The following is a 21,112-nucleotide window of genomic DNA, read 5'->3' as shown; positions in this document are numbered from 1 at the left end:
GGGGGAGGTTTAACCAAAGCCTAACCGCCCGCTGACGACTTGAACCGCCCATCGGCCGAGACTGCTTTCCATTCCAGAACGCACCAACCCCAACGACACGCTTCACCATGAAAAAGTTCCTCCTCTCCCTCACTGCCGGCCTGGCCGGCTTTGCCATGAGCTGCGGCTACGCCCATGCCCAGGTGACGATTGACCAGGGCAAGGCCCTGGCCGGCAACGTCACGCCGGGTGACGCGCCGGGCTTTCCCATCACCATCAGCCAGCCCGGTAGCTACAAGCTGACCAGCAACCTGACAGTGCCTGCCGGCGCCGACGGCATCGTCGTCGCCGCTGACGGTGTCAGCCTGGATCTCAACGGATACACCCTTTCCAGCACCTGGACCTGCGCTGCACGAGGTGCCGCACTCACCGGTTGTCCGACTGGTGCGGGTTCAGGCATCAGCAACGCCATCAAGAATGCGCCGTCTCGGATGACGCTACGCAATGGCACCGTCAGCGGTTTTGGCTGGAACGGCGTGGTGGCTGGTGCGGCACTCCAGATCGACAACCTGCGCGTCATCGGTAACGGTGGTGATGGTGTGCTCGTGATCGATTCGGGCAGCGGCAAGTACGACCCCGACATGGCTCACGGCATCATCAACAACGCTGTGTTCTCGATGAACCGCGGCAGGGGGGTGGCGCTCGGCAACGTCATCCCCGTGGTGGTGCGTGGCTCTGTGGCCGTGGGCAACGGGTCACATGGCTTCGAGATGAGCTACGGCAGCATGCTGGTTGAGAGTAGCGCTTCGCTGAACGGGCTTTACGGCGTCAATGGTGGCTTTGCCACGAACAGCCTGCTCGTGAACAACGGCCCGACCGGCAACTTGTCGATGAATGGGACCGGTTCGACGAAGAGCAACCTCTGCAACAGCGGCCCCTGCTGAGCCAGAGCCACACGCGCGGTTTGCCTACGACCGGCATCTCTCGTTCCATGTCAATGACGCAACCTTGCAATGAGGACCTTCCGCGTCTTCTCTGTCGCGTCGACATCGGCGATTGCTTTCTCCGCCTTCGTGCGGGGCACCTTCGACTGGTCAAAGGCCCTGGCGGGCAATGTCCCGCCGGTTGGCACGTCGTGCTTCCCGAGCACCACCAGCCTGCTTGGCAGCAACAAGCTGACCGGCAGCGTGAACGGAGCTGCACCGTACGGAGAGCGTCCGTCAGCACCTGCGTTTCAGCGGGCCGCTGAAACAAAACAAACACACGGGCCGCCATATGAAGTGGCGCTGATACCTGGGGTGGCGACGATGACTCCCGTCATCCAACCACGACGTCCTTTCCACGACAGGAGATCTACACCATGAAGACTGCCATCATCCTCGCGGCACTGTTCGCGGCTTCTTCCGCCTTCGCACAGAGCACCATCGATCAGACCAAGGCGCTGGCCGGCAACGTGACGCCGGGCGACACACCCGGCTTTCCCGTCACCATCAGCCAGCCCGGCAGCTACAAGCTGACGAGCAACCTGACGGTACCTGCCGGCCAGAGCGGCATCGTGATCGCGTCCAGCGATGTAACCCTCGACCTCAACGGCTTCTCTATCACCGGCACGGGTACCTGCACTGTCGCGGGGATTGGCAACATCGCCTGCAACGGTGTGGGCAGTGGCGTGACCGTCACGGGAGCCGACTTGAACCGGGTCGCCGTGCGCAACGGATCGGTGGGCGGCTTCGGCGACTGCCTGCGTTCGGCCTACCACTCGCGCCTCAGCGATCTTGACCTGCACCACTGCGACAGCGGCCTGTACGCCCCCGGCGGTACGCATGTCGCCCGCGTCAGCGTCTACGTCTCGCGCTATGCCACCACCCTCTATGGCGTGGTCGCGGATGACCTGACGATTACCGCGGCCTCACAGGCGGTTGTCAGTTCCAAGAGCGTACTCACCCGGCTGAATGTGCAAGGGGCCGCCACGGGCGTGTCCTACTACGGCAACGACACCCCCAGCGCGTTGCATCAGTCGGTCTTGACCAACGTCACCACGCCCATCACCAGCCAGGTCAAGTCGATGGGCAGCAACCTCTGCAACGGCAACGTTTGCTGAGTACGGCAACTTCTTGACTCCGGGGGGGACTTCCATGAAATCAGCCAAGGCTCTTCTCGCCACCGCCGCACTGGCGCTGGCCTCCGCGGCCGCACACGCCGACCTGGTGAACTACGGCTTTACCGGCAACGTGACCTGGGACGAGGCCGACCGCGGCTACCAGGGCTTCGCGGGCAGCTTCAGTTTCGACAGCACTGCCACCAACCAGATCGTGGATCCGAGCGGCAGCACGGGCAGCTATACCGGTGCCGGCGCTGCCTGGTCGATGACACTGTCGTTCGATGGCGGCGCGGTGCTGGACTTCGGCAGCCAGGGCTTTCACGTGAACGTGATGAACAACCTCGGTGGCTATGACTGGCTGGGCCTGCTGGGGACGGGCAGCGACGGCACGGTCAGCGCGGGGCTGTATGACTTCACGATGGCGCTGTTCGGCAATGCCGGACTGCCGCTGCGCGATGGCGGCTACACGCTGGCCGATTTCGGCTGGTCCGACTTCAGCTGGGAGTCGGGTGCCGGCATGCTGCAAGGCATGTTCACGTCGCTGAACTGCACGGCAGGCTGTTCTGCAACCAACCCCGGCGGAGATCCTGGTGGCAACCCCGGCGGCAATCCTGGCGGTGGCAACCCGGGCGGCGGCTCCAACACGGTGCCGGAGCCGAGCAGCCTGGCGCTCGCCGTCTCGGGGCTCTGGCTGCTGCTGCGTCGCCGTCGCGGTTGAGCGGGGGCGGCAATGAATGCCCATCAAATCCAGCTGGTGCGCCGGAGCTTCGCGCTCGTCGAGTCGCGCACCCTGCAGGCCGGCGCGCTCTTCTACGACAAGCTGTTCGAGCGCGACCCCTCCGTCAGCATGCTCTTTCGCACGGACATGGCGGCGCAGAGCCAGCGCCTGTTCGAGATGATCGGCGATGCCGTGGCGCTGCTGGACCATCCCGAGCAACTGGATGCCGTGCTGGCGGTGCTGGGGGCCCGGCACGTGGCCTACGGCGTCCACGAGGAACACTACGACGCCGTCGGCGGCGCGCTGCTGGACACCCTGGCTGCGTCGTTGGGCGAGGCCTTCACTCCCGTGGTCCGCGAGGCCTGGGCGGACTTCTATGTCCGGGTCAGCCGCGTCATGCGCGAGAGGGCCTACCAGCCCGCCTGAAGCGCCAGCGGTCGGCCGGTCAGATCAGGTGGATCAGGTGGCCAGATCAGCCCGCCACGCGGCGTGGCCGGCTGAGGCGGGCCACGCCTGTGCGCTGATGTCGTAGCGCTTGCAGTCCATGTCGTACCAGCGGCCCGTACCCACGTAGCTCATGCCCAGCCTTTCCATGACGGTGGAGGAGGGCGTGTTCTCTGGCTGGCAGACGGCGCAGATGAGCTCTGGCTTCAACGTTGCGAATGCCCAGCCGACCATGTGCCGGGCGGCCTCGCTGGCATAGCCCCGGCCCCAGGCGTCCTGGCGCAAACGCCAGCCGGTCTCCAGCGGGCCGTTCGGGTCGCGGTTCAGGTGCTGGATGCAGCCGCAGCCGACCAGGTCGCCGTCGTCGCGGCGCACGAAGCCCCACCAGGAATAACCCAACTCGGCCCAGCGGGTCTTCACGCGATCGATCATGGACTGCGTGTCCGCGGGCGTGTCCGGCCGCCCGGTGATGTAGCGCATGACGACAGGATCCCTGTTCAGGCGGTGCAAGGCGTCGAAGTGCTTGTCGTCCAGCGGTTCCAACCGCAGTCGGGGCGTGATCAGGATGGTCATGGCACGGTGCAATGAGGCTTGAGAAGGCATTCTGGGGCGGTCGATCTCACGATTCGAAAGTCACTTTTCAGATCATGAAAAGCACACATGCTGCACCGCCGCAAGATTTCTCATTATGGTGAATTGCATTTTGCGATTTGAAAATGCGTTTTTAAGTCATTGTTTTATATAGATAAAGTTTTTTGTCTTATAGAAGACTTGGGGGTGTGCAAGGGAGGAGGCGAGGACTAGTCTTACGCCATCGGTTTTCGATGTCTGCAAGGAGATTTACATGACCCGCCTCAACCGTGACCAACAGATCGCCGCCCTCGAAAAGGACTGGGCCGAGAACCCCCGCTGGAAGGGCATCACGCGCGGCTACACGGCCGCCGACGTGGTGCGCCTGCGCGGCTCCGTTGCCATCGAGCACACGCTGGCCAAGCGTGGCGCCGACAAGCTCTGGGGCCTGGTGAACAGCGAGCCTTTCGTCAACGCGCTCGGCGCGCTGACCGGCAATCAGGCCATGCAGCAGGTCAAGGCCGGCCTGAAGGCCATCTACCTGTCGGGCTGGCAGGTGGCCGGTGACGCCAACAGCAACGGCGAGATGTACCCGGACCAGTCGCTGTACTCGGTGGACTCGGTGCCCAAGGTCGTCAGGAAGATCAACGCCACGTTCCAGCGCGCCGACCAGATCCAGTGGAGCGAAGGCAAGGACGACATCGACTTCTTCGCTCCCATCGTGGCTGATGCGGAGGCCGGCTTCGGCGGCGTGCTGAACGCCTTCGAACTCATGAAGGCCATGATCGAGGCGGGCGCTGCCGGCGTGCACTTCGAGGACCAACTGGCCAGCGCCAAGAAGTGCGGCCACATGGGCGGCAAGGTGCTGGTGCCCACCCGCGAGGCCGTCGCCAAGCTGGTCGCGGCCCGACTGGCCGCCGACGTGATGGGCACGCCCACGCTGCTGGTGGCCCGCACGGACGCCGAGGCCGGCGACCTCGTCACCAGCGACATCGACGACAACGACAAGCCCTTCTGCACTGGTGAGCGCACCGTCGAAGGCTTCTTCCGCACGAAGAACGGCCTGGATCAGGCCATCAGCCGAGGCCTGGCCTATGCGCCCTATGCCGACCTGATCTGGTGCGAGACTGGCAAGCCCGACTTGGCCTTCGCCAAGGCCTTCGCCGACGCCATCCATGCCAAGTTCCCGGGCAAGCTGCTGGCCTACAACTGCTCGCCGTCCTTCAACTGGAAGAAGAACCTGGACGACGCCACCATCGCCAAGTTCCAGCGCGAGCTGGGCGCCATGGGCTACAAGTTCCAGTTCATCACGCTGGCCGGCTTCCACAGCCTGAACTACTCGATGTTCAACCTGGCCTACGGCTACGCCCGCAACCAGATGAGCGCGTTCGTCGAGCTGCAGGAGGCCGAGTTCGCCGCTGCCGAGAAGGGCTTCACCGCGGTCAAGCACCAGCGCGAGGTCGGCACCGGCTACTTCGACGCCGTCACGACGACCATCGAGGCCAACGCTTCCACCGCGGCACTGAAGGGCTCGACGGAAGACGAGCAGTTCTTCGATGCCAAGCATGGTTGAGCCACGCCGACACGGTTAATCACAGTCAGCGTCAACTCCTGACTTTCACGACCCGCTTCGGCGGGTCTTTTTTTGTCATGGTCGCGTCATGCTTTGTTCACAGACTGGCGCCATGAACAACACAACAACGACAACAAAGTTCAGCCTTGCCCACCGGTTCGGTGCCTGGTGGTCGCGGCAGCGGGCCCGGCAGCGGGAAGGCTTGCGCCGGCGCTGCCCGCCGGCCACCATGGCGGCCGACCAGATCCCGGCGGCGGTCCGCTCGGCCTGGGCGCACCACGCCCCTGATGAATTTCCCGGCCTGCCCGTCGACGACGCGGCCTGGCTGCGCTGCTCGCTGGGTCTCGCGCAGTTCTTCGAGGCCTGCCGGCTGCAGCGCGGGCAGGGCGCTTGTGCGCTACCGAGCATGGCGGCCGATTCGGTCTGGCACATCTGGCTGGCGCTGGACCCCGTCGGCCTCGCCAACTGGCAGCAACGCCATTTTGGCTTCGAGGTGCCGCACCGCGAGGCCGAGGCGCTGGAGGCGCCGCTGGACGAATGCCTGGCCCGCACGTGGGCAGGCAGTTGCCGCAGCGAGGGGCTGGACCTGTTGGGGCCGCGCCTGCCGCTGCTGTTTGCGCTGGACGGCCTGCTCCAACTGCCTGCGGGCTGGACGTACAGCTTCGAGAAGGGCGGCTTGGTGCACCGCCAGAACGACGGATTCGGCCGGCCCATCGGCAGCGCCATCGCCCATGCCGCCGTGGCCGGCGCCGGCCTGGTGGCCCTGGGCCTGATCAGCCAAGCCGAACTGGCCGAGCTGCAGCGGCGCCAGGCCGCCGATGGCGGCAGCAGCACGGGCTGGAGCTTCAGCGACGGCGGCTGCGATGCCAGCTCGGATGGCGGAGGCAGCAGCTGCGGCGGATCGGGTTGCGGCGGAGGCGGCGACTGAGGCCGTCGCCAGGGCCGCTGCTCAGCGTCGCGCGACCTGGAAGGTCCCGACCGCGCTGTTCAGCGTCATCGCCTGCTCGCGCAGGCTCTCGGCCGCGGCAGTGGACTCTTCCACGAGGGCGGCGTTCTGCTGCGTGACCTGGTCGAGCTGGGCGATCGCGATGTTGACCTGGGCGATGCCGTCGGACTGTTCGGCCGTCGCCGTGGTGATCTCGCTCATGATGTCCTTGACGCGCTGCACGGCGCCGACCAGCTCGTCCATCGTCTTGCCTGCCTCGCCCACCAGGCGCGAACCGGCTTCGACGCGCTCGACGCTGCTGCCGATCAAGCCCTTGATTTCGCGGGCCGCGTCCGCCGAACGGCCGGCGAGCGAGCGCACCTCGCTTGCGACGACCGCGAAGCCGCGCCCCTGTTCACCGGCACGTGCCGCCTCGACGGCGGCGTTCAGCGCCAGGATGTTGGTCTGGAAGGCGATGCCATCGATGACGCCGATGATGTCTGCGATCTTGCGCGAGCTGGTGTTGATCTCGTCCATGGTCTGCACGACCTGGGCCACGACCTCGCCGCCGCGGTGGGCCACGCTGGCCGCCGACTCGGCCAGCTGATTCGCCTGGCCGGCCGATGCGGCCGACTGGTGCACGGTGCCGGTCAGCTCTTCCATCGCGCTGGCCGTCTGCTCCAGGCTGGACGCAGCCTTCTCGGTGCGCGCGCTCAGGTCCTGGTTGCCGCTGGCAATCTGGGACGAGGCGGTGCCGATGGACTCGGCGGAGTCGCGGATGCTTCCTATGGTCTGCGACAGGGTCTCGCGCATGCGGCGCAGCGTCGTCTGCAACTGGCCGATCTCGTCGCTGCGCGCAGCCATGCCCTGGCCCGAGCGCATGAGGTTGCCGTCAGCCACGCGCTCGGCCAGTTCGTTGGCCGCGGCCAGCGGCACGGTGATGCTGCGCGTGATGTTCCATGCCGCTGCAACGCCTAGGCCCAGCATGGCCAGGCCGAAGCCCATCAGCAGCAGCCGACCGTTGCCATTGGCCGCGTCGATGCCGGCGGCGGTCTGGTCAATGCTCTTGCGCTGGTGGTCCAGGAACTCCTGCATGCGTGCCAGATAGACCTTGGAGCCGGGCACGAAGACCTCCGTCAGCTCCTTGTCCGCAGCCTCGGCCTGGCCGTCCTTCTTCAGCTTGACGATCGAGTCGCGCGACGCGATGTAGACCTTGCGTGCCTCGCCGACAGCGTCGAAGAGCGCCTGCTCCTCGGGTGAGCGGATCAGCGTCCTCAGCTTTTCCTGCATCTCGCCGGAGGATTTGGTGGACTGGTCCTGATCCTCCTTGAACAACGCCACCAGCGAGGTGTCGGAGCTCTTGGCGATGGCCATGGTGCGGCGCACGCCCGAGTTGATGTTGCGGCTCCAGTCCGAGATCAGCCTTTCCTTGGCCAGCGGCTCGTCCATCATCTGCCGCGTCGCTGCAGCCGTCGAGGCCAGCCGCCAGGACGCCAGCGCGATGACGCAGCCGGCCAGCACCAGCACCAGCCCGAAGCCGGCAGCCAATCGCCTGCCGATGGATAGCTTGATCATGTTCCCCTCCAGTCTTCTCATCTATACGCGGCGCATGCGCGCCGGGCAACAGAGAATGCTAGTGCCGCGCTAGAGCCCGGGCCAGGGGCGAACTGGGACTTCGATCACGCTGTCCGCGACAAAAGCGAGGGGCCAGTCTCAGCGCGAGGCCGCCAGCAGCGCCCGGTACTCGTCGGCGGTTGCGATGCGCGGGTTGGTCTTGTGGCAGTGGTCCAGCAGCGCCCGCTCGACGATGCGTTCGTCCAGTTCGGGCTCGACACCCAGGGCCGCGAGGCCGCGCGGCAGGCCCAGTCTTGCGTTGAGCGCCGTGATGGCGTCGGCCACCGCATCAGCCACCGTGTCTGCGTTCTGGCCGGGCAGGCCCATCGCCTGGGCCAGGCGCGCGATGCGGTCCTCGCGCCGCACGCTGTCGGCCCCGGCGTTGAATCGGATGACGGCCGGCAGGAACACGGCGTTGAGCGTGCCGTGGTGCAGCCGTGGGTTGAGGCCGCCGAGGGCATGGCTGAGCGAATGCACTGCGCCCAGCCCCTTCTGGAAGGCCAGCGCGCCGTGCACGCTGGCGCACATCATGTCCAGCCGTGCGTCGCGGTCCTGGCCGTCGCGCGTGGCGCGCTCGATGGCGCCCCAGCCGCGCCGCAGGCCCTCCAGCGCGATGCCATCGGCCGGCGGGTTGAAGGCCGGCGCGAGGAAGGTCTCGATGCAGTGGGCGATGGCGTCCATGCCGGTGGCAGCCGTCAGCGCCGGCGGCAGGGCCAGCGTCAGCTCGGGGTCGCAGATGGCGGCCTTGGGGAGCAGTTCCCAGTTGTGGAAGCCCAGCTTGCGGCCATCGTCGACGATGAGGATGGCGCCGCGCGCCACCTCGCTGCCGGTGCCGGCCGTCGTCGGCACGGCAATGACGGGCAGGACCCTGGCGCTGATGTCGACGGCGCCGCCCTCGATGGTGGCCCAGCGCTTGAGGGGGCCCTCGTGCGTCGCTGCGATGGCGACGCCCTTGGCCAGGTCGATGCTGGAGCCGCCGCCGACGGCGATGAGGCCGTCGCAGCCGCACTCTCGCAACTGTTCGACCGCCATGCGTACGGCGGCCTCGGTGGGGTTGGGCGGCGTGCGGTCGAAGACGGCGGGCCGGTCGGCGAATGCGGCCAATGCCTTGTCCAGCACGCCGGCGGCACGCACGCCGGTGTCGGTCACAACCAGCGGCCGACGCATGCCGGCACGCTCGCACTCGGCGGGCAGCAGGCGGCTGGCGCCAAACTCGATCTCGATGCGGGTCACGTGAAGGATCTGCGCCATGGCCGTGGTCTCCGGAATGTCCTTGAGCATCCTAGTCCGGCCTGTCTAGACTCGCCGTCATGCGCGCGACTCGCCCGGCATTGCTGCTCGCCCTGGTCCTTGCGGCCTGTGGCGGGGGAGGTGGCTCGTCTCCCGCGCCGACGCCGCCGGCCGTCGATGCCTCGCCCGGGCTGACGGACGCCACTGTCTACTCCTCGGCGCCGGATGCCTCGCTGCCAGGGGCCGTCGAGGCCGCCGCGATCAGCACGCAGACGCTGAGCGCCAACGGCCAGACGCTGACCTACACGGCCACTGCCGGCCATCTCATCGCGCGCGATGCCGGCGGCACAGCCCAGGCCTCGGTCTTCTACGTCGCCTACACGCTGCCCGGCCAGGACGCGGCCACGCGCCCGGTCACCTTCTTCTACAACGGCGGGCCCGGTTCGGCCTCGGTCTGGCTGCAACTGGGCAGCTTCGGGCCCAAACGGCTGGTCACCAACGCGCCCGACACGACGGCCGCGCGCCCCTTTCCCATGGTGGACAACACCGAACACCTGCTGGGACAGAGCGACCTCGTCTTCGTCAACGCCGTCGGCAGCGGCTACTCGCAGGCCATCGCGCCCTTTACCAACCGCAGCTTCTGGGGCGTGGATGTCGACGCGGCGCTGTTTCGCGACTTCATCCAACGTTGGCTCACCGTCAACAGCCGCGCCGCATCGCCCAAGTACCTCTATGGCGAAAGCTATGGCGGCCCGCGCACGGCGGTGCTGGCGCGCCGGCTGCAGGAGGCCGGCGTCATGCTTGACGGCCTGGTGCTGCAGTCGCCTGCAATGGACTACAACAGCAACTGCGGCATCACTTCGACTCAGGGCTGTGCCGGCTACCTGCCGAGCTTTGCGGCCGTCGGTGCGTTCCACCGCCTGACCCAGCCGGTGCCCATGGACCTCGGTGCCTGGATCGCCCAGGCGCGGACCTATGCCGACCAGGTCTATGCGCCCGCGCTGCTGGCCTGGCAGACCAGCAGCCAGCCCACGCCGGCCCTCTGGCAGCCGCTGGCCGACCTGACCGGCCTGTCTGCGGCGCGCTGGCAGTCAAGCCTGGACGTGCCGGCCGACAATTTCCGCCTGTGGCTGATCCCGGGCCAGCAACTTGGCCGCTACGACGCGCGCATGAAGGCCGCCGTCGGCAGCCAGCTCGCCGCCGACGGCGATGTGTCCAGCACGTGGATCAACGATAGCTTTGTCATGGGCATCGCCACCCACCTGCGCGACCAGCTCGGCTACCGCAACGGGTCCACCTACGTGGTGCTGAGCAACGCCATCAGCTTCTGGGACTTCAGCCATGCCGGGCGCTCGCTGCCCGACACCTTGCCCGACCTGGCCGCGGCGCTGGCGCAGAACCCGCGCCTGCGCGTGCTGGCCATCAGTGGCTACCACGACCTGGCCACGCCTTTCCATCTGACCGAGACGGACCTTGCCCGCGTCGATGCCGGCCGCGTGCGGATCCGCAACTATGCGGGCGGCCACATGAGCTATCTGGACGATGCGACGCGTGCCGCCCAACTGGTCGACCTCAAGGCCTTCTACGCCGCCACGCTGGCCCTGCGCGCTGCGGCCGATCTCGGCCCCGAAAGCCATGTGTTGGCGTCCCGGCCCGTTGTCGCCGTCGACCGCGCCGGTACGCCGCAGGTGCCGGGCAGCGTGCCGCCCACGAACGAGCCCGCCCTCCAGGCGCCGCAGCGCGACCCCTGGGTGCCACCCAGGAGGTGAAGGCGAGCAGGTGAGGCTCGCCATGTCAGGGCCGGGAGGTCAGGGGAGAGGAACGTGCAGAGGTGAGGGCTGTTCCGCGGCTCTTGCAGAATGCGGGCTCCATGACGTCGCCCACCCAGCTCCTGACCCCGCGCATGGCGGGGCTGCTCGAACGCATACACCGCGCCAACAGGCCGCCTTTTCACAGCCTCACGCCGCGTGAGGCACGCATCGCCTACCGCATGGGGGCCGAGATCCTGGACTTGCCGCGCGCGCCGCTGGCCCGCGTCGAGGACTTGCAGGCCGCCGGCCTGCCGGCGCGGCTGTACGCCCCCAGCGGCGGGCGGCTGCCGGTGCTGCTCTATCTGCACGGTGGCGGCTTCACCATCGGCGACCTGGAAACCCATGACAGCCTGTGCCGCCAGCTCAGCCTGCGCAGCGGTGCGGCCGTGCTGGCGCTGGACTATCGCCTCGCGCCCGAGCATCGATTCCCCGCGGCCGTGGACGACGCCTGGGCGGCGCTGGAGTGGCTGCACCGTCAGGCCGACGGCCTCGGACTGAACGGCAGCCGGCTCGCCGTGGGCGGCGACAGCGCGGGCGGCACGCTGGCGGCCAGCACCGCCTTCTTCGCCCGCGACCGCCGGTTGCCGCTGGCGCTGCAGCTGCTCATCACGCCCGGCACCGCCAGCCGTCCCGATACGCCCTCGCACCGCTTCTTCGCCAACGGTTTCCTGCTGGACGCCGCCAGCATCGCCTGGTTCTTCGACCACTACATCGATCGCGGGCAGCGCTGTGACTGGCGCTTCGCGCCGCTTGAGGCCGACGACCACTCGGGCCTGGCGCCGGCCTGCGTCGTGCTGGCCGAGTGCGACCCCCTCGTTGACGAGGGCATCGCCTACGCCGACACCCTTCGCGCCGCGGGCGTCGACGTGCAACTGGAGCTCTTGCGTGGAGTCACTCACGACTTCATCAAGATGGGCCGCCAGATTCCCGAGGCATTGACTGCGCTCAATGCCTGTGCCGAAGCCCTCAAGAACCATCTGACACCATGAAACGCACCGACTTCCGCCATCTCGAGCCCCTGCGCGTGCGCTGGGCCGAGGTTGACGCCCAGGGCATCGTCTTCAACGGGCATTACCTGACCTATCTGGATACGGCCGTCAGCGGCTACTGGCGCGCGCTGGCCATTCCCTATGCGGAGACGATGAAGAGCATGGGGGGCGACCTCTACGTGCGCCGTGCGACGCTGGACTACCGGGGTTCGGCCCGTTATGACGATCGCCTGGACATCGGCATCCGCTGCCGGGAGTTCGGCAACAGCTCCATGAAGGTGGACGGCGCCGTCTTTCACGGCGACCAGATGCTGGTCCAGGCCGAGATGATCTATGTCTTCGCCGACCCGGGTACGCAGACGCCGGCGCGCCTGCCTGATGCGCTACGCCGCGTCATGCACGACTTCGAGGCTGGCCAGCCCGTCGTCGACGTCGCGCTGGGCGCCTGGAGCGAGCTGGGCGAGGCGGCAGCTGCGATCCGGCGCCAGGTCTTCATCGAGGAGCAGCACATCCCGGCCGACATGGAGTGGGACAGCGCCGACGCGAGCTGCCTGCATGCGCTGGCGCTCAACCGCTTCGGCGTGCCGCTGGCCACAGGGCGGCTGCTGGAGCATGTGCCCGGCGTGGCCAAGATCGGCCGGATGGCGGTGCTGCGCCCCATGCGCGGCACGCGCATAGGCCGCCAGGTGCTGGACGCGCTGATGGCCGAGGCGAAGAAGCAGGGCTACAGGGAGGTGCTGCTGCACGCCCAGCTGTCGGCGGAGAACTTCTACCTGAGGGCCGGTTTCCAGCGGCGCGGAGAGCCCTTCGAGGAGGCGGGCATCGGGCACGTGGAGATGGTGAGAACGCTCTAGGTCCGCGGCCGCGTTCGCGGGGCCGGGGTTCAGCCCAGCATCTCGAAGCGCTCGACCTTGCGTTCCCCGGCCAGCCACTGCGCCATCGCCGCGGCGACCTGGGGCTCACGATGGCCCCAGCCCTCCGGATAGATCTCCATCCACGTCCACTGCCCGTCGGCATTCGGCTCGGGGCGCTGCAGCAGCTCGATGGGCGCTTCGACGCGCGCCTTGCGGAAGGCGACGAGCGCGGCGTCGACGTTCTCGGCCTCGACGCGGTAGTAGACGTAGAGCTGCACGCTCACTCCTGCGGCGGGATGTCGTAGGGCAGGGCGCGCGGCTGCAGCGTGGCGCCGCCGGCGCTGCCCAGGTGCAGGCTGCCGGCTTCCAGCGCGGCGAGCTTGATCTCGGCGGCAATCGCCGTGCGGCCGTCGCGCGTGCCGCGGCCGGCCACCACGCCGGCCGGCTGGTCGGGGTCGGTGCTGCTGAAGACCTCCTGCCCGACGATCGCCTCGCCCTCGGTCTCGAAGACCTGCAGGCGGCGCTTCAGCGTGCCGCGGTACTGGCTGCGGGCGACGATCTCCTGGCCGGGATAGCAACCCTTCTTGAAGCTCACGCCGCCCAGCACCTCGAAGTTGATCATCTGCGGCACGAAGGCCTCGACAGTGGCGCCGCGCACCCAGGCCATGCCGGCCCGGGCCTCTGCCCAGGCCCAGTCCTCGGCACTCGTCGTCGCACCTGCAGGAGCGGGCGTGGCCACCGGCTGCACGCGCAGGGCGCGACCGGAGCCAGCGGCAGCAGGCAGCGCGATCTGCACCACATCGCCATCGCGCACCAGCGACCAGGCCTGCGCGTCGGGCGCGCCAAGCAGGCCGTAGACGGCGAACTCGGCGCTGGCATCGCTGAGCTTGCACTTGGCACGCAGCACGAACATGGACAGGCGCTTGAGCGTCGCGGCCAGCGTCTCGGCCGGCAGGGCCAGCAGGATCTCGTCCTCGCCCTGGCGCCAGCCCACCATCGTGGCCAGCAGCCGGCCCTTGGCCGTGCAGAAACCGGCAAGACGGGCATGGTCTCGGCCCAGCAGCGCGAAGTCCTGGGTCAGTTGGCTGTGCAGGAAGCTGGCAGCGTCGGCGCCCTGGGCGCGGATCACGCCCCAGTCGCCGAGTCGCAGAGAAGTCGTTTCGGTCATGCCCGCAATTATCATCAGCCCCCTTTGGGCAGACCCCGGGCAAGGGCATGAAGTGGTTGGTGCGGGCGCTGCTCGCTGTGTTGTTGATCGCGGCGCTGGCCGCTGGCGCCGTCTGGCAGTGGTTGCGCAGCCCGCTGAGCCTGGCCGCACCGTCGGTGGAACTGTCCGTCGAGCCCGGCACCAATCCGGCCGACGTCGCGCGCGCCTGGGTCGCGGCCGGCGTTCGGACCGATGCGCGCTACCTCTACCAATGGTTCAAGTGGTCCGGCCAGGCCCGGCAGATCCGTGCCGGCAGCTACGAGGTGCATGCCGGCATCACCCCGCGCGAGCTGCTGGACAAGATGGTGCGCGGCGACGAGGTGCTGGAGCAGTTGCGGCTCATCGAGGGCTGGAACTGGCGCCAGGTGAGGGCGGCCATGGCCGCCGCGCCCGCGCTGAAGGCGAAGACGGCGCAGATGAGCGATGCCGAGGTGATGGCCGCGCTCGGCGAGCCGGGCCTGCTCCCCGAGGGGCGCTTCTTCCCTGACACCTACGCCTACAGCCGCGGCGTCAGCGACCTGACCGTGCTCAAGCGAGCCCGCGCGGCGATGCAGCGCCGCCTGGCTGCGGCCTGGGCAGCCCGCGCGCCGGAGCTGCCGCTGAAGAACGCAGAGGAGGCGCTGATCCTGGCCTCCATCGTCGAGAAGGAAACCGGCGCGGCCGCCGATCGCAGCCGGGTCGCGGCCGTGTTCGTGAACCGGCTGCGCGTGGGCATGCCGCTGCAGACCGACCCCACCGTCATCTACGGCCTGGGCGAAGCCTTCGACGGCAACCTGCGCAAGCGCGACTTGCTGGCAGACACGCCCTTCAACACCTACACCCGCGGCGGCCTGCCGCCCACGCCCATCGCGATGCCGGGGCAGGCCTCGCTGCAGGCGGCCCTGCATCCGGCGGCCGTGAAGTCGCTGTATTTCGTCTCGCGCGGCGATGGCAGCAGCGAGTTCAGCGAAGACCTCACCGCGCACAATCGCGCGGTCAACAAATACATCCGCGGCAAGTGACGGGACGATTCATCAGCTTCGAGGGCATTGACGGTGCCGGCAAGTCCACCCACATCCAGGCCGTGGCCGACTGGTTCCGTGCCCGCGGCGCGGACGTTCAGCTCAGTCGCGAGCCCGGGGGCACGCCGCTGGCGGAGACGTTGCGCGACATCGTGCTGAGCCAGCCCATGGGCTCGCTGACCGAGGTGCTTCTCATGTTTGCCGGACGGCGCGACCACGTCGAAACCATCATCAAACCGGCGCTGGCGGCCGGCCGCACGCTGCTGTGCGACCGTTTCACCGACGCAAGCTTCGCCTACCAGGGCGGTGGCCGAGGCCTGCCGCTGGCGGTGCTGGAGCCGCTGGCGGACTGGGTGCAGGAGGGCACGGAGCCGGAGCTGACACTGTGGTTCGACCTGCCCGCCGGGCAGGCCGCAGCGCGCCGTGTCGGGCGCGAAGTGGGGTCCCGCGAGGCCGACCGCATCGAGCAGCTGGACCTGGAGTTCTTCGAGCGCGTGCGCGCCGGCTATGCGGCCCGCGCAGCCAAGGCACCGGGCCGCATCGTGCGCATCGACGCCAGCGGGACGGTCGAGCAGGTCGGGGCGCAAGTGCTGGCGGTCCTGTCCGCCCGCTATCCAGCATGCTGAACGCCGATCTGCCCTGGCTGGAGGGGCCGTTGGCCGACGCGCTGGCCCGTGCGCGTTCGCATGCGCTGCTGGTGCAGGGACCGGCCGGCGTCGGCCAGCTCGAACTGGCCGTCAAGCTGGCGCAGAGCTGGCTCTGCGAGGATCGCGCCGAAGCCCAGCCCGCCTGCGGACGCTGTGCGAGCTGCAAGCTGTTTGCCAGCGGCACGCATCCGGACTTCCAGCTGCTGTTGCCCGAGGCGCTGGACGCCCCGGCCCGCGAATCCCTGGGGTTGCCCTTCGAGGAGCCGGACGCCCCCAAGGCTGGCAAGGCCAAGCCCAGCCGCGAGATCAAGGTGGAGGCGGTGCGCAACCTGCTCGCCTTCGCTCAGGCGACGTCGGCCCGCGGCAAGGCCAAGGTGGCCGTCATCTTCCCGGCCGAGGCGCTGAACGGCGTGGCCGCCAATGCGCTGCTCAAGACGCTGGAGGAGCCTTCCGGGCTGCTGCGCTTTGCGCTCGCAAGCCATGACAGCGCTGCGCTGCTGCCCACCATCCGCAGCCGCTGCCAGCCGCTGCCGCTGCCGCTGCCTGAACGCGAGGCCGCGCTGGCCTGGCTGGCGGCCAAGGGTGTGGAAGGTGCTGCCGGGCTGCTGGACGCCACCGGTGGCCGGCCCCAGCAGGCGCTGGCCTGGTCCGAGGCGGGGCTGACGGATGCCGCCTGGCAGGCGCTGCCCAAGCGCGTGGCCCGCGGCGAGGCGGCGGCGCTGTCGGACTGGGCGCCGCCGCGTGTCATCGATGCGCTGCAGCGCCTGTGCCACGACCTGCTGCGCCGCGCCCATGGGCGGCCGGGCCAGTTCTTCGCGGCGGCATCGCTGCCTGCGCCGCGCCGCGCCGCGCCGCTGCTGGGCTGGGATGCCGAACTGCGCCGTGCGGCACGGCACGCCGATCACCCGCTGAATGCCGGGTTGTGGATAGAGGCGCTGGTGGCCCAAGCCCAGGCGGCCATCTCGGCCGCGGCCCGATGAATACACTCGCCCCATGAGCGACGCCAACTCCAAGCCCGGCCAGCCCGCGCAATTCCACCCCAGCCACATGAGCGGCGCATTGCCCCTGCCGGCGGTGAGTGGCGCTGGCACGGCGTCCGGGGCTCGGCCGAGCGTGATCCAGCTCGTGTTCAAGGAGAAGTCGGCGCTCTATGCCGCCTACATCCCGGCCTTCACCGACGGCGGCCTGTTCGTGCCGACGACGCGCGACTACCGGCTGGGAGAGGACATCTACCTGCTGCTGGCCCTGCCCGAGGACAACCAGCGCTACCCGGTGGCCGGCAAGGTTGCCTGGCTGACGCCACCCAATGCCTCGGGCGGCCGCACCCAGGGCGTGGGCGTGCGCTTCCCCGGCGACGAGAAGACGCGGCTGATACGCGTGCGCATCGAGGAAGTCCTCGGAACGGCCATCTCGTCGAGCAAGCCGACGCAGACGCTCTGATGTTCATTGATTCCCATTGCCACCTCAGCTTCCCGGAGCTGAAGGAGAAGCTGCCCGCCATCCTGGACGACATGCGTGCGGCCCAGGTCGACCAGGCTGTCTGCATCTGCACGCAGATGGAGGAGTTCGACGCCGTGCATGGGCTGGCGCTGGCTCATGGCCAGCTCTGGGCGACGGTTGGCGTGCACCCCGACACCGAGGACATGCGCGAGCCCGACGTGGCCGAGCTGGTCCGCCTGGCCGCGCTGCCGCGCGTCGTCGCCATCGGCGAGACGGGGCTGGACTACTACCGCCTCAATGGCCGCAGCATCGACGACATGGAGTGGCAGCGCGAGCGCTTTCGCACCCACATCCGCGCAGCAAAAGAGGCGCGCAAGCCGCTGGTCATCCATACGCGCTCCAGCGCGGCCGACACGCTGCGCGTGCTGGACGAGGAGGGCGGCGAGCAGGCCGGCGGCGTCTTCCACTGCTTCACCGAGACGGCCGAGGTGGCGCTCGCGGCCGTGGAGCGTGGCTACTACATCTCGTTCTCCGGCATCGTCAGCTTCAAGAACGCGCAGGACCTGCGCGACCTGCTGAAGCTGCTGCCGCTGGACCGCGTGCTGATCGAGACCGACAGCCCCTATCTCGCGCCCGTGCCGATGCGCGGCAAGACCAATTCGCCTGCCTACGTGCCCCATGTGGCCAAGGCCGTGGCCGACGCGCTGGGCCTTCCCGTGCCCGAGCTGGCGGCCGCCACGACCGCGAACACGCGTCGGCTGTTCGGCCTGCCCGAGGTGGCGGCATGAAGAAGGCCTGGCTTGCCGTTGGCGCGCTGGCGGCCGCGGCGCTGGCGCAGGCCGCGCCCATCGATGACCTCGTCATTGCCGCCGAGCTGAACGACGGCCGTGCCGTGCTCAGCCTGCTGCTCAAGGGCGTCGACCCCAACCAGGCTGACGGACGCGGGCGCAAGGCGATCTTCATTGCCGTGCGCGAGGAGTCGCTGCGCGCGCTGGACAGCCTGCTCGCCTCGCCCCAGACCGAGGTGGACGGGCCCAACGCGCAGGGCGAGACACCGCTGATGATTGCTGCGATCCGAGGTTCGCTGCCGGCGGTGCAGGTCCTCGTGAAGCGCGGCGCCGCCATCAACCGCCAGGGTTGGACGCCGCTGCACTACGCCTGCGCCGGGCCGGACAACGGCGTCGCGGCCTTCCTCATCGCCCAGGGGGCGGAGATCAATGCGCGCTCCGAAAACGGCACGACGCCGCTGATGATGGCTGCTCGCTACGGCAACAGCGATCTCGTGCCGCTGCTCCTCAAGGCCGGTGCCGAGCCGCGCGCGGCCAACGAGCAGGAGCTGACGGCGGCCGACTTTGCGGCGCGCGGTGGACGTGACCTGATGGCCAAGGAGTTGCGTCGCGTCATCGAGGAACGCCAGCGTGCGGCCGATGCCGCCAAGGCGGCCGGCGGCGCCAAATAGTTCTCGCCCGGGCGGGCTTGTAGGGGAAAGTCTTACAGCGTTTAGCGTGCTGTGCCGACTGTCGCGGCGCGGTGCCCCTGCCTACAGTGAAGCCATCGACTCACACCGAGGCTCACCATGCTGAACACCACCCCGAATCTGGCCGACCCGTTCGCGATGCTGATCGCTCCCGAGCAGGTGATGAGCGCCATCGAGCGCTCCGACCGCCTGGCCCGGTTGCAGCGCCGCGTCTACCGTCCGCTGGACCGTCCCTGGATTCCGGTGCGGGGCAGTGCTGCCGATTTCGACAGCGAGATCGACGTCGAGATGGATGTGCCGGACCTTTCCGACGAGGCCTGAGAACGCTATTGGGTTGTAGAGGCCCTGGATGGGGCGCAAGAGCAGCTCAAGCCCTCGACTTGCATCCGGCGGCCTTCACCCTGACGCTGCACAGTATCGGGACATGCGCCTCGCGTGCGCCATCGATTCAGGGCCCTGTTGTCCGGCGGGAGAGTCCCACCGCTGCACGCGCCGCATACCAGACCTGGTCGCCCAGACCGTCCAGAAGTTCTGCGTCGAGCAATGCCGAGCGCTACCTCCTCGCGTTCATCCATGGCCCTCTCGGCGACCACGGCCTCTGGGCTGTGCGTACCGAGCCTGAGAAGTACTAGGTACTGGCCATTCTCAACCTCGTGGAGTGCATTGCCGCCGCAGCGGCGGGGTAGTCCCGCCTCCAGACCGAGTCAAGGTGGGGCGGCCGGACGCTCATCACCATGCACGTGACGAGTGCAACCTCGTTGGCCTCGCATCTGGCGATTGGCGCCTGAAAACAAAAACGCCCGCTGTGAGCGGGCGTCTTGCTGTCGAGGCCGAAGCTGCGTTCAGACGCGCTTGCGGTACTCGTGCGTGCGGGTGTCGATTTCGATCTTGTCGCCGTTCTCGACGAACAGCGGGACGGCGATCTCGAAGCCGGTGCCCTTCAGGCGGGCGGGCTTCATAACCTTGCCCGAGGTGTCGCCCTTGACGGCCGGCTCGGTCTCGATCTCGCGAACGACGCTGGTGGGCAGTTCGACCGAGATGGCCTTGCCGTCGTAGAAGGTCACTTCCACCGGCATGCTGTCTTCCAGGTAGGAGATGGCATCACCCATGTTCTCGGCCTCGACCTCGTACTGGTTGTACTCGGTGTCCATGAAGACATACATCGGGTCGGCGAAGTAGGTGTAGGTGCACTCCTTCTTGTCGAGGATGATCTGCTCCATCTTGTCGTCGGCCTTGAAGACCAGCTCGGCGCCAGCGCCGTTGAGCAGGTTCTTCATCTTCATGCGCACGGTGGCGGCGCCGCGGCCACCACGGCTGTATTCGGTCTTCAGGACGACCATCGGGTCCTTGCCCTGCATGATCACGTTGCCGGCGCGGATTTCTTGAGCGAGTTTCATGGTGTATTGCGGTGTGATGAGGCCGGGCTTCCGGCTGGACGGCGCACCAGACTCCAGGAGACTCCGTCTCGGTTTGGCGCGGCAAAGCCCGTCATTCTAGCTGGAAACCCCTAAGAAGCTCTGCAATTGCGCCAGCAAGTCGGGCTGCGCAGCCAACTGCGCACGCCACCTGGGTGCATGGATGCCGGCCTGTGCCAGGCCGCTCAGCGTGGCGGGCAGGGGGGCGAAACCATTCCAGCCGCGCCAGAGCGCCCGCCAGTCTTCGGGCAGCGAGGCGCGCGACATGAAAGCTTCCAGCTTGGCGCGATGGGCATCGTCGTGCTGGGGGTAGATGTGCCAGACGAAGGGTTTTCCGGCCCATTGGGCGCGCACGAAGGAGTCCTCGCCGCGGACGAAGTTCAGGTCGCATGCCCACAGCAGGCGGTCGTAGTCGTCCTGGGACAGGTAGGGCAGGGCGAGCGTGCGCAGCCCCGGCCGCTCGGTGACGAGAGGCTGCAGCGGTCCCGGGCAGGCCAGCAGCAGCGTGGGTTGCGCGGCCAGCGCCTGCAGCAGTGCCGGCAGGGCGGGGTTGGCATAGGCGAACAGGCTGACGACGCGCTCGCCGGGGCGCGGTGCCCAGCCGCGCCGGGCCAGCCATGCCGGGCCATCGAAGCCGGCGACGGTTTCCAGCAGTCCTGGCTCGCGAAGCAGCCCGCCGGTGCGCGGCGTGAAGCCGGGATAGAAGAAATGCTTGGTCAGCCCGGCGCCGGGACCGCTGAACTGCGGGGACGCAAGGCCGTGGCTGCGCTCGACGTAGTCCTCGGCGCTCAGGTACTCCAGGTTGACCCAGCGCGGTGCGGGCGCGCGAACGGCCATGCGGGCCACGAAGGCGGGCGGCAGCTCGCAGCCGAAGGCTTCGATGACGACATCGCCAGGCCGCACCGCCAAATCGGTTTCGGGCCACGCGTGCAGCTCGATCCCGGCGGGGTGGTCCGGCGCCATCCAGGCCAGCGCCGCGGCATCGTCCACCCACAGCCGCGCCATGTGGCCGCGGGCTGCGATGTCGCGCGCCAGCCGCCAGCAGACCCCCAGGTCGCCGTGGTTGTCGATGACGCGGCAAAAGATGTCCCAAACCACCGGCCTGCTCATGAGGGGG

General features: G+C 68.4%; 23 protein-coding genes. 16 read left to right on the top strand and 7 right to left on the bottom strand.

Annotated elements, in window-relative coordinates; translation table 11 throughout:
* Positions 1–107: 107 nt before the first annotated feature.
* From QM732_RS10770 to QM732_RS10755, 4 genes are all read left to right on the top strand, one after another.
* Positions 108–923 carry a right-handed parallel beta-helix repeat-containing protein gene (locus tag QM732_RS10770; RefSeq protein ID WP_415656147.1) on the top strand — a complete coding sequence of 272 codons (816 nt, stop codon included), beginning with the start codon at positions 108–110 and terminating at the stop codon, positions 921–923.
* 416 nt (positions 924–1,339) lie between these two features.
* The gene (locus QM732_RS10765) at positions 1,340–2,080 is read left to right on the top strand and encodes a hypothetical protein (RefSeq protein WP_415656146.1); all 741 of its coding nucleotides are present in this window, start codon (positions 1,340–1,342) and stop codon (positions 2,078–2,080) included.
* Between the two features lie 34 nt (positions 2,081–2,114).
* Complete coding sequence (locus tag QM732_RS10760) at positions 2,115–2,798, top strand: PEP-CTERM sorting domain-containing protein (protein WP_415656145.1); 684 nt, start codon at positions 2,115–2,117, stop codon at positions 2,796–2,798.
* Between the two features lie 12 nt (positions 2,799–2,810).
* Positions 2,811–3,224: a globin domain-containing protein gene (locus QM732_RS10755; protein ID WP_415656144.1), complete on the top strand. Its 414-nt coding sequence runs from the start codon at positions 2,811–2,813 to the stop codon at positions 3,222–3,224.
* Positions 3,225–3,257: 33 nt separating this feature from the next.
* Here the strand turns inward: QM732_RS10755 and QM732_RS10750 are convergent, their stop codons facing one another.
* Positions 3,258–3,815 (bottom strand): GNAT family N-acetyltransferase, encoded by a 558-nt coding sequence (locus QM732_RS10750; RefSeq protein ID WP_415656143.1) that lies wholly within the window; start codon positions 3,813–3,815, stop codon positions 3,258–3,260.
* A gap of 271 nt (positions 3,816–4,086) precedes the next feature.
* Here QM732_RS10750 and aceA point away from each other — a divergent pair, with 271 nt between their 5' ends.
* Positions 4,087–5,385: an isocitrate lyase gene (gene aceA, locus QM732_RS10745; protein ID WP_415656142.1), complete on the top strand. Its 1,299-nt coding sequence runs from the start codon at positions 4,087–4,089 to the stop codon at positions 5,383–5,385.
* Between the two features lie 112 nt (positions 5,386–5,497).
* A complete protein-coding gene (locus QM732_RS10740) occupies positions 5,498–6,313 on the top strand; it encodes a hypothetical protein (RefSeq protein WP_415656141.1) in 816 nt (271 codons plus the stop codon).
* Between the two features lie 21 nt (positions 6,314–6,334).
* Here QM732_RS10740 and QM732_RS10735 read toward each other — a convergent pair whose 3' ends face one another.
* Complete coding sequence (locus QM732_RS10735; protein WP_415656140.1) at positions 6,335–7,885, bottom strand: methyl-accepting chemotaxis protein; 1,551 nt, start codon at positions 7,883–7,885, stop codon at positions 6,335–6,337.
* 138 nt (positions 7,886–8,023) lie between these two features.
* Positions 8,024–9,175 (bottom strand): iron-containing alcohol dehydrogenase, encoded by a 1,152-nt coding sequence (locus tag QM732_RS10730; protein WP_415656139.1) that lies wholly within the window; start codon positions 9,173–9,175, stop codon positions 8,024–8,026.
* A 59-nt stretch (positions 9,176–9,234) separates the two neighbouring features.
* Between QM732_RS10730 and QM732_RS10725 the strand changes: the two genes are divergently transcribed.
* From QM732_RS10725 to QM732_RS10715, 3 genes are all read left to right on the top strand, one after another.
* A complete protein-coding gene (locus tag QM732_RS10725) occupies positions 9,235–10,923 on the top strand; it encodes a S10 family peptidase (protein WP_415656138.1) in 1,689 nt (562 codons plus the stop codon).
* Positions 10,924–11,057: 134 nt separating this feature from the next.
* A complete protein-coding gene (locus QM732_RS10720; RefSeq protein ID WP_415659367.1) occupies positions 11,058–11,954 on the top strand; it encodes an alpha/beta hydrolase in 897 nt (298 codons plus the stop codon).
* On the top strand, positions 11,951–12,808 hold the full coding sequence (locus QM732_RS10715) for a YbgC/FadM family acyl-CoA thioesterase (protein ID WP_415656137.1): 858 nt from the start codon (positions 11,951–11,953) through the stop codon (positions 12,806–12,808). Before QM732_RS10720 ends, QM732_RS10715 begins: the two co-directional genes overlap by 4 nt.
* A gap of 29 nt (positions 12,809–12,837) precedes the next feature.
* On the opposite strand, the gene QM732_RS10710 is transcribed toward QM732_RS10715, so the two are convergent.
* A complete protein-coding gene (locus QM732_RS10710) occupies positions 12,838–13,086 on the bottom strand; it encodes a DUF4936 family protein (RefSeq protein ID WP_415656136.1) in 249 nt (82 codons plus the stop codon).
* A 2-nt stretch (positions 13,087–13,088) separates the two neighbouring features.
* Positions 13,089–13,976 (bottom strand): YgfZ/GcvT domain-containing protein, encoded by an 888-nt coding sequence (locus tag QM732_RS10705; protein WP_415656135.1) that lies wholly within the window; start codon positions 13,974–13,976, stop codon positions 13,089–13,091.
* Positions 13,977–14,023: 47 nt separating this feature from the next.
* Between QM732_RS10705 and mltG the strand changes: the two genes are divergently transcribed.
* The 7 genes from mltG (at position 14,024) to QM732_RS10670 (ending at position 18,901) form a co-directional block, all read left to right on the top strand.
* Entirely contained in the window at positions 14,024–15,016 is a 993-nt protein-coding gene (gene mltG, locus QM732_RS10700) for an endolytic transglycosylase MltG (RefSeq protein ID WP_415656134.1), read from the top strand.
* Positions 15,013–15,642 carry a dTMP kinase gene (gene tmk / locus QM732_RS10695; RefSeq protein WP_415656133.1) on the top strand — a complete coding sequence of 210 codons (630 nt, stop codon included), beginning with the start codon at positions 15,013–15,015 and terminating at the stop codon, positions 15,640–15,642. Before mltG ends, tmk begins: the two co-directional genes overlap by 4 nt.
* Complete coding sequence (locus QM732_RS10690) at positions 15,636–16,643, top strand: DNA polymerase III subunit delta' (protein WP_415656132.1); 1,008 nt, start codon at positions 15,636–15,638, stop codon at positions 16,641–16,643. The genes tmk and QM732_RS10690 overlap by 7 nt, the downstream gene beginning before the upstream one ends.
* Positions 16,644–16,710: 67 nt before the next feature.
* The gene (locus QM732_RS10685; RefSeq protein WP_415659366.1) at positions 16,711–17,103 is read left to right on the top strand and encodes a PilZ domain-containing protein; all 393 of its coding nucleotides are present in this window, start codon (positions 16,711–16,713) and stop codon (positions 17,101–17,103) included.
* A complete protein-coding gene (locus tag QM732_RS10680) occupies positions 17,103–17,891 on the top strand; it encodes a TatD family hydrolase (RefSeq protein ID WP_415656131.1) in 789 nt (262 codons plus the stop codon). The genes QM732_RS10685 and QM732_RS10680 overlap by 1 nt, the downstream gene beginning before the upstream one ends.
* On the top strand, positions 17,888–18,562 hold the full coding sequence (locus QM732_RS10675) for an ankyrin repeat domain-containing protein (RefSeq protein ID WP_415656130.1): 675 nt from the start codon (positions 17,888–17,890) through the stop codon (positions 18,560–18,562). Before QM732_RS10680 ends, QM732_RS10675 begins: the two co-directional genes overlap by 4 nt.
* A 117-nt stretch (positions 18,563–18,679) precedes the next feature.
* Entirely contained in the window at positions 18,680–18,901 is a 222-nt protein-coding gene (locus QM732_RS10670) for a hypothetical protein (protein WP_415656129.1), read from the top strand.
* A gap of 521 nt (positions 18,902–19,422) precedes the next feature.
* On the opposite strand, the gene efp is transcribed toward QM732_RS10670, so the two are convergent.
* Positions 19,423–19,977 carry an elongation factor P gene (gene efp / locus QM732_RS10665; protein WP_331176222.1) on the bottom strand — a complete coding sequence of 185 codons (555 nt, stop codon included), beginning with the start codon at positions 19,975–19,977 and terminating at the stop codon, positions 19,423–19,425.
* Positions 19,978–20,073: 96 nt separating this feature from the next.
* Positions 20,074–21,105, bottom strand: a complete 1,032-nt coding sequence (earP, locus tag QM732_RS10660; protein ID WP_415656128.1) for an elongation factor P maturation arginine rhamnosyltransferase EarP — start codon at positions 21,103–21,105, stop codon at positions 20,074–20,076.
* Between the last annotated feature and the right edge of the window lie 7 nt (positions 21,106–21,112).

The sequence above is a fragment of the Roseateles sp. genome (assembly GCF_047654805.1).
GTDB lineage: Bacteria > Pseudomonadota > Gammaproteobacteria > Burkholderiales > Burkholderiaceae_C > Pelomonas.
Note: the sequence above shows the minus strand (reverse complement) of the source record. Positions and strands in the feature narration are given on the sequence as shown.